Below are 13,026 nucleotides of genomic sequence, written 5' to 3'. Positions count from 1 at the left end.
GAATTAGTTGTTGTTAGTTAAATCTAAAAATTGTTGTTCTAAGCTAAGTTTACGTTTAACTAAATGCGATACAATTATTCCGTTTTCATATAAGTGTTTGTTTAATTGTGAAGCAGGAATTTCATTTTCTAAACGTGCAGTAACCAAATCACCTTCAACATCAACAGAGGCAACTTCATAATAGTTTTTTAAAACATTTACTAATTTATCAATGTTATCGTCTGTTTTTACTTCTATAACTCCGTTTGAAACAACCATATTATCAACATTACCGCTGTATAGTTTTACCCCGTTTCTTATAATTAGTACGTGTGTACATACCTTTTCAACTTCATCGAGTAGGTGAGAGGCAAGTAAAATTGTGGTTCCGTTTTTGGCAATATCCTTAATTATTTGACGAATTTCATGGATTCCTTGCGGATCTAATCCATTAGTAGGCTCGTCTAAAATTAATATTTCAGGATCATTTAACAATGCTGAAGCAATTGCTAAACGTTGTTTCATTCCTAAAGAGTAGGTTCTGAATTTGCTATTTCTTCTTTCGAAAAGATTAACTACTTTTAATTTTTCATCAATTTTATCAGCAGAAACTTCTTTAATCTTACAAATTAATTGTAAATTTTGAACAGCGGTCATGTATGGATAAAAATTAGGACGCTCAATTATAGCACCTACTTTTTTTAAGGCTTCATGAGTAGAAAGCTTTCCGTCGAACCAACTAAAACTTCCTGAGTTTTCATTTACTACATTTAAAATAATACCTAAAGTAGTTGATTTTCCGCTTCCGTTGGGTCCAAGAATTCCATAAACATTTCCTTTTTGAATATCAAAAGAAAGGTTATTTACTGCATGGACTTTGCCGTATTTTTTATCGAGGTTTTTTATTGATAAAATTGTTTCCAAATTTTTCGATTTTGTTGATTATAAGTATTCGACGAATTACTAAAATTATTGTTACAATTTATAAAAAAGAAAAGACTTCCAGGGAAAAGGAAGTCTTTAAATTCGTAATTTTTAGAATTACTGTTCTATATTTTCTCTAACAGTCTAAATCCTTCTCCATGAATGTTTAAAATCTCAACATTTTCATCACCTTTTAAATACTTACGAAGCTTAGCAATGTACACATCCATACTACGAGAAGTAAAATAATTATCGTCTCTCCATATTTTTGTTAAGGCTAATTCACGTGGCATTAAATCGTTTTTATGCACAGCTAACATTCTTAAAAGTTTGCTTTCTTTAGGTGAAAGTTTTTGCGCTTCAGCACCGTTAAGTGAAAGGTGACGAAGTTTAGAGTTAAAATCAAAACCTCCAATCTTAAACTCAAATTCATCAGTGTCACTCGATTTTTCGTTTTCTTTACGCTGTAAAATTGCTTTTATTTTATGTAATAAAACTTCAGAATCGAAAGGTTTATTTAAATAGTCATCAGCACCTACTTGATATCCTCTTAAAACATCTTCTTTTAATGTTTTAGCTGTTAAGAATACAATCGGAATTTCTTTGTTTGTTACACGGATGTCTTGCGCTAACGAAAAACCATCTTTACGAGGCATCATTACATCTAAAATACATAAATCATAATCTCCGTTTTTAAACATGATTAATCCATCTATACCGTCTTTAGCATGTGTTACATTGTAATCATTTAATGCTAAATAATCTTTAAGAACTGTTCCGAAATTCGGATCGTCTTCTACTAATAATATTCTTTTACTTCCCATTTATTTTATTTTATATTAATGGTATTTTCACAGTAAATAAGCTTCCTTTGCCTTTCTCACTTTCAACATGAACACTACCCTGGTGGCTTTCTATAATTTCTTTAACGTAAGCTAACCCTAAACCATGACCTTTTACGTTATGTATATTCCCTTTATGTTCTCTATAAAATTTATCAAAAACATATTTCTGAGCATTTCTACTCATTCCAATCCCTTCATCTTTTATTTTAAAGATAAAGTATTTATTTGTGTTTTCTGTATAAACATCAATTTTAGGAGCCTCATCTGAATACTTTAAAGCATTTTCTAACATATTTACAATGATGTTCGTTAAATGAAATTGATTTCCAAGAACTTCAGTTGATATCGCTTCAAAATGTGATGTTACACTTCCTTTTTTATCATCTACTAATAATTGAATATGTTCAATAGCTTCCTCTATTGTGTCGTGCATATCGGTAGCATCCTTACTAATTTCAACTTGATTTTTTTCTAATCTAGAAATTCGTAGTACATTTTCTACCTGTCCGTGCATACGTTTATTTTCTTCACGTATCATGCGTACATAGCGCTTTACTTTTTCTTCATCAGATATTATTTTAGGGTTTTTAATAGCATCTAGCGCTAAATTAATAGTAGCAATAGGTGTTTTAAACTCGTGTGTCATATTATTGATAAAATCTGTTTTTATTTCTGATATCTTTTTCTGACGAACCAACTGATATAGTGATGCAGAAAAAGCAGCAATAATTATTCCAATAAATAATAAAGATAAACCTAAAATTTTCATCATTCCAGATAATAAGTTTTTACGCTCATTAGGAAACTTTATATATAGCTTATATTTACTATCTCCATTGTCGTCTTCAAACAACGGGTAATTCGCATCTTTCGGATGTATATTAAAATAACCCGATTTTAATTGTGTAGCTAAACCATCTTCATAAACACCATACTTAAAGTTTTGGGTTATATTCATTTTGGCAAGCTCTTCTTGTATCGTAAAATTCAATTCTTTATTACCAATACGTTGATTAATTGGATATAGCCTATTTCTTTGGCGTAACATATTTTCAATTAATCGCCTATTAAATTTAGGGTAGGTTTTAAAAGTTGAATAACTATTTTCTTCTATAAAAGAATTAAAATCATTATTATCTGATTTAATTACCTGAGAGAAATAAAAATCTTGTTTTCCTGAATAACGTTTAACAACAATAGAATCATTATCAACAAAATCACCAGGCATTTTTATGCTTTCACCCAAAATAGTGGTACCGAATGTAAACTTTCTTTTATTCGTTGTGTCTATTTGTTGAAATAAATACGTGGTTATCTCTGCATCAGAAACAAACTTCTTATCCTTAAGAAATTCTTGATTATCTTGAAGGAATTCAGAGTATTCTCTGTCTTTTATCCTTTCGGATGTTCGTGCCAATGCAATTGTAATGTTGTTGTCGAATTGTTGTTGCTTATTCTTTATAGCATCCTTAATCCAATATACTTGAACTGAGATGATTCCTATTAAAGAAATACTCATTAAAACAACAATAAGAATAAAAATTCTCTTACCCATTATTCAAAAATAAATCAATAAAATGAAGGAGTGTCTGCTTTTAACTTAGATTAACAGAGTTTCTGTAAAATTAAGATAATTTTAAGAAATACTATTGGTAAAACGCAAACTATTTGGTTGTTTTTGTTAAAATATTATGAATATTTAATATTTGGAGTTCAGTTTTTGTAAGTGTATTGTTTTCAATAATATAATGAGATTGTAATGTTTTTTTTGTTTGATTCCATTGATTTTTAATTCTACTCTTAACAGCAGCAATCGTTGAATTATCTCTTTTTAAAACACGCTGAATTCTGATGTTTTCAGGGGCAGTTACCGTAATTATTTTGTCGCAAAAAGCATTGCTGCCATTTTCAAAGAGAATTGCATTTTCATATAAAATGTATTCTTTGTTAACGTTTTGGAGTATAAATTGTTGTAGATGATCATTTACAACAGGATGTACAATGGCATTTAGCGTTTTTAATTTTTCTGGATCATTAAAAACAATGCTCGCTAAATAAGGTCTGTTGAGTTGATTATTACGATATGTTTCTTTTCCGAACTTAGCAATTAGTTGCGTTTTAATTTTATCCGAAGAATTCATTAGTTTTTTAGCCTCATCATCTGCAATGTAAATAGCAATGTTATCGAATTTAGAAAACATTTTTATAACTGTAGATTTTCCGCTGCCAATACCTCCTGTTAAGCCTATTACCATTATTTATGTATTAAGAAATCTATTTTTTCTGGTACGGTTCTTACAAGCGTAATAGCACCTGGAGACTTTATGATTTGTGGCGTTAAGTATGAAGTGCCGTTATTTTTAACTTGATTATAATCGCAGATTACCTCAAATAGATTTGCATTTATTTTATTAAAATTATTTAAACCTACTTTATAAATTATCTTCACTTTTTTAGGGAAAATATTTATTCCTTTTGGGGCATTTTTAACTAAAATCGGAACCTCTATTTCTCCTTCGGTGAATTTATCAATAACAATATTTATTTCAGCAGAAGTGATATCTGTTCTTACGTTTTCAGGAATATTTATTACTGCTTTTATTTTTGTGCTTTCAGAAATATTTTCTAAACTAATATTCTCTAAACTCAAATGTTTTATTTTCTTTAACAACGATTGTTCTCCCGAGATTAGTACTGTAGCGGGTTTTATACTTATAGGAGTAGCTAAATCATGACCAAGTTGAAATGTAATATCTAAGGCTGTTTTTAAAGGAACTTTTTTTGAATGTAATGTACCTACTTTTAACGGAATTGTATCTGTTTTAATACTAATTAACTCAATGCCCGATTTTAATTGATCTTGTATTTCAGACTGTAATTTATTAGTTAAAAAGTAGTAGTCAGTATCTTTTTTGTTGTTGATTTTTTCTAAATCTAACATTATCGGATTATTGGTAAGACTTGTAGTAATTAATTTAAATCCACTTCCTTTTACAAGTAAGGGAATTTCTTTTACAGGAATATCAATAATCGTTTTTTTGATAGGTAAATTGGTATATACCGTGCTAATTGTTATTTCAGTAGTGTATTCCTTAGAAAGGTTTATAAGGAGCCAAATGAATACAGAGGCTAATAAAAAACCAAAAAAGGTTTTGGGTATGTTAAGTTTATTTTTCACAGTTAGTAATATAATGCAATCTACATAAAAAACAAAAAAGAGCGCTAATTAGCGCTCTTTTTTTTGATAAATACTTTAAATTATTTCTTAATCTCAGTATTGTATTTTTTACTTAACTCCATTGAAATAGCAGAACGTTCAAATTTTATTTTCCCAGCACCTGTTTCAACAGTAATGGTATTATCGTTGTCGTTAATTTCAACAATTTTACCGTGAATTCCGCTAGTAGTAATTATTTTAATTCCTTTTTGAACGGTAGTTTGAAATTTCTTTTCGTTTTTTTGACGTTTCATCTGCGGACGAATAATCAAAAAGTAAAATACTCCAATCATTGCAACAAAAGGAAGCATATTCATGATGCTTTCTTGTGTGCTTGCTTGTAAAAAAATGGTTGCAAACATTATATTGCTTTATTTTTAGGAGTTACCATACCTGAAATCTTTAAAATTTCTCTACCTTTTGTTGTGTTGGTAGTTAATGTTATCGATTTAGATTGTTTGTTTGGTTTTCCGTTTGTGTTAAAACTTACTTGTATTTCTCCAGTTTTTCCAGGAGCAATTGCTTCTTTTGGCCAAACAGGTATCGTACAACCGCAAGTTGCTTGTGCATTTGTAATTACTAAATCTCCTTTACCTGTATTTGTTACGATAAAAGTAGTTTTAACAATTTCTCCTTCTTTAACAGTTCCGAAATTATATTCTTCTTTGTCAAAAGAAATAGAAGCTGAACCAGCACTAATAGTAACATCTCTTTTTTCAGCGTTTTCTACGTTTTCTTTTTTTACTTTAGATGCTGCATTTCCTTGTCCACAAGAAACTAACATTCCTGTTGAAAGAACAAATGCAATTGCTACGGCTATTTTCTTCATTTTAATATGTTTTAATTTATTTTTCGTAAAAATAATGATTTTTTATAATAATCCTCTACCAATTTTAACCATCTTATTGTCTGCGAGGTAGTTTTTAGATAATTTATCTAAAACACCATTTATAAAATAACCACTTTTATTGGTAGAATAATCTTTTGCTAATTCGATGTATTCATTGATACTAACTCTGCTTGGTATAGATGGAAAATGTAAAAATTCGGTAATAGACATTTTTATGATAATCATGTCAATATCTGCAATTCTATCAGCTTCCCAGTTAGGTGTTTTTTCAATAATATCTTCTTGATATTTATGTTGATGTAAAACTGTTTTTGTAAATAGATCACCTACAAATTGCTTGTCTTCACTGTCTTTATATAAACTTCCTAAAATAAAAGGATTTTGAGCTTTTTGTTTATTTAAAGATTTCACAATCCAAGTATTTACAAAAGGAATATCATCTACCCATGAAATCATTTTATCTTCAAAATAATCTGCTAGTTTTTCATTAGGAGCAATTATTTCTTTAAAAAAATCGATAATAAAAGTTTTATCAACCTTGTATGAATCTTCAGCAGCATCCATGTATTTTTTATACAAATCACTTTTTTGTAATTCGTCTAAAATAATACGTACATATTCATTGTCAAATTCCCAATAATTAAGATTATTAAGTTCAACATAAGCTTCTAAGCTAGTGCTTTCACTTAGTAAACTGAAAATTTTGTTGTCGATAAATTTCGTATTCGGATTTAAATCGTCCTTAGTAACGAGTATTTTCTTTTTAGAAAGTTGCATTCTCTTATGAGCCAATTTCTGAACTTCAACCAGTAATTGAAGGTTTAGAACATATAAATCATACATCTTTTGAATGCTGTTTTTTAAGAACTTTTCTTCTTTTACAATATCATCACTCTGCGATTGCTGCATTGCATAAACCGACTGCATTACCTTAACTCGAATATGTCTTCTGTTAATCATTTTAAAGAACTTTAAAAAAAAGAGCGATAGAAACTATTTCTAACGCTCTGCAAAAGTAAAACTTTTTTGTTTTTTATCTAGTTATTTTGCTCTTTTTTACGAGCATCAATTCTTGCTTGTGCAATATTAAAAGCAGCTTGGTGTGTTGTGATACTTTCTTTATCAGCTAAGTTGAAAATATCTAAGGTAGTATTGTAGATGTTTTCAGTTCTTTTAATGCTTTCAGCCTTGTCATAACCAACAACTTCTGCATATACATTTATAATTCCACCAGCATTAATTAAGAAATCAGGAGCATAAGCAATTCCTTTTTCTCTTAATAATTTACCGTGTTTTAATTCGTCTGCTAATTGATTATTTGCAGCACCTGCAATAACTTTCGCTTTTAATTGCGCAATACTTTGGTCGTTTACTGTTGCACCTAAAGCACATGGAGCATAAATATCTACATCTAATCCGTAAATATCATTTCCTAAAACTACGTTTGCACCGTATTTTTTACTTAATTCTTCTAAACGAGCTTCGTTTATATCATTTAAGATAACCTTTGCTCCTTCATCAGTAATGTGTTTTACTAAAGTTTCACCAACATGACCAACACCTTGTACTAAAACTTTTTTACCTTCTAAATTGTCTGTTCCAAAACGATATTTTGCAGCTGCTTTCATTCCCATGTAAACACCATAAGCAGTTACAGGAGATGGGTTTCCAGATCCACCTATAGCTTCAGAAACTCCAGTTACGTGTGGTGTAACCTCACGGATAACATCCATATCGCGAGTTTCCATACCAATATCTTCTGCTGTAATATATCTTCCGCTTAAAGAATTAACATACTCTCCAAACTTACGCATTAAAGCGTCGTTTTTTTGAGTTTTAGCATCACCAATAATTACGGCTTTACCACCACCAAGATTTAATCCTGTAATAGCAGATTTATAAGTCATTCCACGAGATAAACGTAATACGTCATTAAGCGCTTCCCATTCATTCGTATATTGCCACATTCTAGTACCTCCTAAAGCAGGTCCTAAAGTTGTATTATGAATACCAATTATTGCCTTTAAACCTGTATCTTCGTCATTACAAAAAACGATTTGTTCGTGATTGTCGAAAGATAACTGACCAAATACTGGGTCGTTCTTAAGGTCTTTAGTATCAATGATTTCTGATGTCATTTGTTTTGATTTTTAATTTGAGAGTGTTTTAAGAATCTCAAAAATTCGAGTACAAAAGTAAGAAATCGTTAAAACATAAGCAAAAAAAGTGGTCTTAATTGTGTTATCTTTAACAACAAAGGGTTATTAGCCCTGAATTTTAACTAAAAAAACATTTTTCACATTGAATTCATTAAAATATCTTAATAAATACTTTATAAAATATAAATGGAGATTATTATTAGGAGTCTTAATTACAGTATTAGCAAAGATTTTAACACTTAAAATTCCCGATTTTGTTGGTGATTCTTTAAATGTCGTTGAAGATTATCAGTTAGGTAAAGTAACAGATTTGTCGGTGGTAAAATCGGTTTTACTAAATAATATATTACTTATTATCGGAGTAACTTTATTGGGAGGATTTTTTACTTTTTTAATGCGACAAACAATTATTGTAATGTCGAGAATGATAGAATTTGACCTGAAAAATGAAATTTATCAGCAATATCAACGCTTATCTATTAACTTTTATAAGAAGAATAGAACGGGTGATTTAATGAATCGTATTAGTGAAGACGTTTCTAAGGTTCGTATGTATTTTGGACCAGCAATTATGTATTCTTTAAACATGTTGGTGTCTCTAGCAATTGGGTTTTCTCAAATGTATGCCATTTCACCAAAGCTTACATTATATACGATGATTCCGTTTCCTATTCTGTCGGTTTCTATTTTTGTGTTAAGTAAACAAATTAATAAACGAAGTACAGTTGTTCAACAATATTTATCAAAATTAACAACATTTAATCAAGAGTTTTTCTCGGGAATTAATGTGGTGAAATCCTATGCGATAGAACAAGAGGTGATTGCGTCGTTTGATGAAATAGCAGATCAGAGCAAGGAAAAGAACATAGAGTTGTATAAAATTCAAGCTTTATTTTTTCCTTTGATGATTTTATTAATTGGGTTAAGTAATATTATTGTATTGTATGTTGGTGGTAAACAATACATCGCAGGCGAAATTCAACTAGGAGCAATTGGGGCATTTGTAATGTATGTAAACATTCTTACTTGGCCTGTAGCGGTAGTTGGTTGGGTAACTTCTATGGTGCAGCAAGCCGAAGCTTCGCAACAACGAATTAATGAGTTTTTAGAAGAGATTCCAGAGATTGTAAATAATACAGATGTAACGACGAAAGTTGAAGGAGAGATTGAATTTAAAGATGTGTCTTTAACGTATGAAGATACTAATATTACAGCTTTAAATAAAGTGAGCTTAGTAATTAAAAAAGGAGAGACTCTAGCTATTTTAGGAAAAACAGGAAGTGGTAAATCAACCATTATTAATTTGATTTCTCGTTTATATGACGTGAATGAAGGAGAAGTTATAATTGATGGTAAAAATATTAAGGATTGTAATTTGTATGATGTAAGAAGTCAAATAGGTTTTGTACCTCAAGATCCGTTTTTGTTTTCTGATACGATTCAGAATAATATAAAGTTCGGGAAGGAAGGTGCTTCTGAGGAAGAAATTATAGCAGCGGCAAAAAATGCGATGATTCATGATAATATAGTCGATTTTAAAGAAGGTTATAAAACTATTTTAGGTGAGAGAGGTGTTACTTTGTCGGGAGGACAAAAGCAACGAACTTCTATTGCAAGAGCTATTATAAAGAATCCTAAAATTTTAATATTTGATGATTGTTTGTCTGCAGTTGATACAGAAACCGAAGAACAAATTCTTTCAAATTTAGAAAAAGTATCAAGCGATAAAACTACAATTATTATTAGTCACAGAGTTTCATCAGCAAAAAACGCGGACAAAATTATTATTTTAGATGAAGGTAAGATTATTCAGCAAGGTGTTCATAATCAATTAATAGAAACAGCAGGTTATTATAAAGAGCTGTACGAACAGCAACTTTTAGAAAAAGAAATGTAAGGTTTCGTATTGCCAAGTCAATTATTTTGTTAGATTTGTTGAGCAATTTTAAGTAAACAATTATTATTTAAGAAACGAATTATGAGTGAGAGAGAGAGAGTAGAGCAAGAAGAAATTTTTTCACAAGTTTTAAGAGCAGGAAGAAGAACCTATTTTTTTGACGTAAGATCTACAAAAGCAGATGACTATTACTTAACAGTAACCGAGAGTAAAAAATTCACCCATGATGATGGTTCTTTTCATTATCAAAAGCATAAAATTTACTTATATAAAGAAGATTTTTCTGACTTTAAAGAGATGCTAAATAAAGCGACTGATTTTATTGTAAACGAAAAAGGATCTGAAGTAATAAGTGAACGTCACCAAAAAGATTACAAAAAAGAAGAAGAAACAGCAGGTGAAGAGCAAGAAGTAGCTTCAGCTGAAAGTTTTACAGACGTTTCTTTCGACGATATTTAAGCAGAAGATAACTGTAAGCAAAAACCTAAATACAAACTATAGTTTGCATTTAAGTTAAAGCTAAAAAAATCAATTCAAATTCAATTTACACATAAGAGCACTAACTGTTAAAGGTTGGTGCTTTTTATTTTTTACAATGCTAATTAACAAGCTCTCTTGTTTTGTTGCTTGTTTTAGATGTTGTTTCAATTAGTTGTTCTTGTGTTAAGATTCTACCAACTTTACTATTAAGTTTATAGTAAAGATTGTTTTTTTTAAGTAATTTTTCTCTCATATAACCAATTTTAATGAGCTTAAATATAGTTGATTATATGGTTATTGTCAATTGGTAAGTTTAAATACAAGGAAAATATTTTTTTTACAGAGTGTTTTTCCTCTATAATATTTTTTTCATTGTTTTTGTTTTCGCAATAGTTTCTTTCCATTCACTTTTAGGGTTGCTTTCTTTGGTAATTCCGCCACCAATAAAAATAAAAGCTGAGCTGTTTTTAATTTCCATACACCTAAGGTTCACAAAAAGTTCAGAAGTGTTTTTGGTATCAATTTTTAAATTCAATTCGCCTAAAAAACCAGTATAATAACTTCGGTTATAGTTTTCGTTTTTTAAAATAAAGGCTTTAGAGGTTTCTAAAGGCAATCCGCAAACAGCCGGAGTGGGATGTAGTTTTTTTATTAAAGTCGAATTTTCTGAATTCATTTCTCCAGAAATTAAAGTTCTTAAGTGTAATAAATTTCCTGCTTTTATAGTTTCTACAGTTTCTTTTGCTGTTTTATTACAAATACTTATAAGTTTATCTGTTATATAATCGGTTACAAATTGTTGTTCTTCAATTTCTTTTGGAGACCAAGAAACATTGGTTGTGTTATTAAAAACTTGTGTTCCTGCTAAAGACATTGTTTTAAAATTGTTATCTTTAATTTGAACTAAAGTTTCTGGCGTTGCACCTAGCCACATTCCAACTTTCGGATGAAACCATATATAAGTAAACGCATTTGGGTAGTTTGCAAGTAGCTTTTTAAATGTTTTAATAGCGTTAAAATCGGTAAGTTTTACTTCTTCTTTTCTTGATAAAACAACTTTTTTAAATTGATTTTCATCAATCGCTTTAATACCTTTTTCAACTAAATGGATATGTGTTTTTTCTGATGAATAATCAGGCTCAAAATTATTTTCATCACTTAAATCAATCTTAAATAAGGCTTCTTCTTCCTGAAAAAGAGAATGTTCTTTAGGAAGTAAAATAGCCGCATTTTTATCATCAAAAGGCGCAAATATAAATCCGCTTTCGGTATACTCTTTCGAAGTATATAAATTATCGTTTTTTTGAAACCATCCTTTTAATAATGTAGTATTTGGTTTTCGATAAACGACAAAAGGAAGCTTGCTTTCGAGAGCTTTTTCTATGCTTAAAAATATAGTCAATCTAATTGATTTAGTAATTGTTGTTTAATTTCTTTAAAGTTGCTCCATATTAATCCATGTCCTGCATTATCAAGAGTAGTTAATTCGAACTGCTCTTTAGGAAATTGATTTTGTAAGAATAAAGAATTTTCATTAGGAACAATCCAATCATTGGTTCCGTGAATACTTAAAATTTTATTAGGAGAAGATTTCCAGTTGCTTTCAAAATGCTGTAAATCTTTTTTATGTGATATTTTCTCTTTAGAAGCCTCTTTCCAAATCGCAGGAATCAACCAACGCGTTACGTTCCATTTGTAAAAATTAATAGCCCAAGGCATCGGTTCTACTTTACTATAAACTGCAGGAGCTAGTAAAATAACTTTCTTTACCTCTTTTTTTACAGCTAAAGCAATTGGTCCGCCATAAGAATAGCCGACTAAAATTGTTTTTTTAGGATGTAAGTTTTTAATAATATCGTGTAGCATATTACGCTCAAAAGCAATGCTTTCTTGTACCGAATTGGCATCTTTATAATTGTAACCAATTCTGTCATAAGAAACCATATTTGTTTTAGTTAACAGCAAACTATCAGTCATATACTCAATAAAATCGGTAGATGAACCAATGGTTCCATGAACAAAAACCAATGTAGGCAATGTAGTATCTTTTTGTATGGTTAGTTTTCTGAATTTATAAGAAGCAAAGGTTTCGTGTGTTATTGTAGGTTTTATACTACTATTAATAAACTTACTAATTACTTTTTTGTCAGATTTTGGTGCAGAGAAACTAGAGAATAAGAAATATATAATTACAAGTGCTAAAAAGAAAAATAGCACTATAATTTTAAAAATTTTCTTAAATAATCTCATTTATTTTTTGTCTAAAACTATGTTAGTTATTTTACATAGAGAAATTAAATTATCCTCTTCATCTACAATTTTAACTTCCCATAAATGCGTTGTTCTTCCTTGGTGAATTGATTTCGCAGTAGCAAAAACTTCTCCTTCTCTTTTACTTTTTAGGTGATTAATACTCAATTCAATCCCTTTTACGATTTTACTTTTATCATTTAAGAAAAAAGCAGAAGCAGAACTACCAACAGTTTCGGCCAAAGCAGCTGTTGCACCGCCGTGTAAAATTCCATAAGGTTGGTGTACTTTTGAATTTACAGGCATTTTTGCAGTTAAAAAATCAGCACCAACATTAACGAACTCAATTTTAAGAGTTTCCATTAAAGTGTCTTTGTTGTAGCTGTTAAGTATATCGAGAGATTCTTGCTTATTCATTTACTAAA

15 protein-coding genes are annotated in these 13,026 nt (G+C 29.7%); 2 read left to right on the top strand and 13 right to left on the bottom strand.

Annotated elements, in window-relative coordinates; genetic code table 11:
- Positions 1–3: 3 nt before the first annotated feature.
- The 9 genes from N2251_RS10460 to N2251_RS10420 form a co-directional block, all read right to left on the bottom strand.
- Positions 4–903 (bottom strand): ABC transporter ATP-binding protein, encoded by a 900-nt coding sequence (locus tag N2251_RS10460; RefSeq protein ID WP_260586672.1) that lies wholly within the window; start codon positions 901–903, stop codon positions 4–6.
- A gap of 125 nt (positions 904–1,028) precedes the next feature.
- Positions 1,029–1,727 carry a response regulator transcription factor gene (locus tag N2251_RS10455; RefSeq protein ID WP_260586671.1) on the bottom strand — a complete coding sequence of 233 codons (699 nt, stop codon included), beginning with the start codon at positions 1,725–1,727 and terminating at the stop codon, positions 1,029–1,031.
- A 10-nt stretch (positions 1,728–1,737) separates the two neighbouring features.
- Complete coding sequence (locus tag N2251_RS10450; protein ID WP_260586670.1) at positions 1,738–3,303, bottom strand: sensor histidine kinase; 1,566 nt, start codon at positions 3,301–3,303, stop codon at positions 1,738–1,740.
- 109 nt (positions 3,304–3,412) lie between these two features.
- A complete protein-coding gene (gene coaE / locus N2251_RS10445; RefSeq protein ID WP_312025114.1) occupies positions 3,413–4,003 on the bottom strand; it encodes a dephospho-CoA kinase in 591 nt (196 codons plus the stop codon).
- Entirely contained in the window at positions 4,003–4,926 is a 924-nt protein-coding gene (locus tag N2251_RS10440) for a CdaR family protein (protein WP_260586669.1), read from the bottom strand. The genes coaE and N2251_RS10440 overlap by 1 nt, the downstream gene beginning before the upstream one ends.
- An 80-nt stretch (positions 4,927–5,006) precedes the next feature.
- Positions 5,007–5,327 (bottom strand): preprotein translocase subunit YajC, encoded by a 321-nt coding sequence (gene yajC / locus N2251_RS10435; RefSeq protein WP_260586668.1) that lies wholly within the window; start codon positions 5,325–5,327, stop codon positions 5,007–5,009.
- Complete coding sequence (locus N2251_RS10430) at positions 5,327–5,794, bottom strand: DUF1573 domain-containing protein (protein ID WP_260586667.1); 468 nt, start codon at positions 5,792–5,794, stop codon at positions 5,327–5,329. The genes yajC and N2251_RS10430 overlap by 1 nt, the downstream gene beginning before the upstream one ends.
- A 42-nt stretch (positions 5,795–5,836) precedes the next feature.
- Positions 5,837–6,775 carry a transcription antitermination factor NusB gene (nusB, locus tag N2251_RS10425; protein WP_260586666.1) on the bottom strand — a complete coding sequence of 313 codons (939 nt, stop codon included), beginning with the start codon at positions 6,773–6,775 and terminating at the stop codon, positions 5,837–5,839.
- Between the two features lie 77 nt (positions 6,776–6,852).
- Positions 6,853–7,953, bottom strand: coding sequence for a Glu/Leu/Phe/Val family dehydrogenase (locus tag N2251_RS10420; protein WP_260586665.1), 1,101 nt, complete (start codon positions 7,951–7,953; stop codon positions 6,853–6,855).
- A 163-nt stretch (positions 7,954–8,116) separates the two neighbouring features.
- On the opposite strand from N2251_RS10420, the gene N2251_RS10415 reads away from it, so the two are divergent.
- Positions 8,117–9,871, top strand: coding sequence for an ABC transporter ATP-binding protein (locus N2251_RS10415; protein WP_260586664.1), 1,755 nt, complete (start codon positions 8,117–8,119; stop codon positions 9,869–9,871).
- Between the two features lie 81 nt (positions 9,872–9,952).
- Positions 9,953–10,330, top strand: coding sequence for a PUR family DNA/RNA-binding protein (locus N2251_RS10410; protein ID WP_260586663.1), 378 nt, complete (start codon positions 9,953–9,955; stop codon positions 10,328–10,330).
- 139 nt (positions 10,331–10,469) lie between these two features.
- On the opposite strand, the gene N2251_RS10405 is transcribed toward N2251_RS10410, so the two are convergent.
- The 4 genes from N2251_RS10405 to N2251_RS10390 form a co-directional block, all read right to left on the bottom strand.
- Entirely contained in the window at positions 10,470–10,604 is a 135-nt protein-coding gene (locus N2251_RS10405; protein ID WP_260586662.1) for a hypothetical protein, read from the bottom strand.
- 102 nt (positions 10,605–10,706) lie between these two features.
- The gene (locus N2251_RS10400) at positions 10,707–11,753 is read right to left on the bottom strand and encodes an isochorismate synthase (protein WP_260586661.1); all 1,047 of its coding nucleotides are present in this window, start codon (positions 11,751–11,753) and stop codon (positions 10,707–10,709) included.
- Positions 11,750–12,601: an alpha/beta fold hydrolase gene (locus tag N2251_RS10395; protein ID WP_260586660.1), complete on the bottom strand. Its 852-nt coding sequence runs from the start codon at positions 12,599–12,601 to the stop codon at positions 11,750–11,752. The genes N2251_RS10400 and N2251_RS10395 overlap by 4 nt, the downstream gene beginning before the upstream one ends.
- On the bottom strand, positions 12,602–13,018 hold the full coding sequence (locus N2251_RS10390; protein WP_260586659.1) for a PaaI family thioesterase: 417 nt from the start codon (positions 13,016–13,018) through the stop codon (positions 12,602–12,604).
- Between the last annotated feature and the right edge of the window lie 8 nt (positions 13,019–13,026).

The organism is Tenacibaculum haliotis (genome assembly GCF_025215075.1).
In the GTDB taxonomy this organism is placed as follows: Bacteria; Bacteroidota; Bacteroidia; order Flavobacteriales; family Flavobacteriaceae; genus Polaribacter; species Polaribacter haliotis_B.
This window is presented reverse-complemented; position numbering and strand designations above follow the sequence as displayed.

Coding starts and splice junctions, on each gene's coding strand:
- N2251_RS10455 (WP_260586671.1), bottom strand. CDS start 1,727: ATGGGAAGTAAAAGAATATTATTAGTAGAAGACGATCCGAATTTCGGA.
- N2251_RS10450 (WP_260586670.1), bottom strand. CDS start 3,303: ATGGGTAAGAGAATTTTTATTCTTATTGTTGTTTTAATGAGTATTTCT.
- coaE (WP_312025114.1), bottom strand. CDS start 4,003: ATGGTAATAGGCTTAACAGGAGGTATTGGCAGCGGAAAATCTACAGTT.
- yajC (WP_260586668.1), bottom strand. CDS start 5,327: ATGTTTGCAACCATTTTTTTACAAGCAAGCACACAAGAAAGCATCATG.
- N2251_RS10430 (WP_260586667.1), bottom strand. CDS start 5,794: ATGAAGAAAATAGCCGTAGCAATTGCATTTGTTCTTTCAACAGGAATG.
- nusB (WP_260586666.1), bottom strand. CDS start 6,775: ATGATTAACAGAAGACATATTCGAGTTAAGGTAATGCAGTCGGTTTAT.
- N2251_RS10420 (WP_260586665.1), bottom strand. CDS start 7,953: ATGACATCAGAAATCATTGATACTAAAGACCTTAAGAACGACCCAGTA.
- N2251_RS10410 (WP_260586663.1), top strand. CDS start 9,953: ATGAGTGAGAGAGAGAGAGTAGAGCAAGAAGAAATTTTTTCACAAGTT.
- N2251_RS10405 (WP_260586662.1), bottom strand. CDS start 10,604: ATGAGAGAAAAATTACTTAAAAAAAACAATCTTTACTATAAACTTAAT.
- N2251_RS10395 (WP_260586660.1), bottom strand. CDS start 12,601: ATGAGATTATTTAAGAAAATTTTTAAAATTATAGTGCTATTTTTCTTT.
- N2251_RS10390 (WP_260586659.1), bottom strand. CDS start 13,018: ATGAATAAGCAAGAATCTCTCGATATACTTAACAGCTACAACAAAGAC.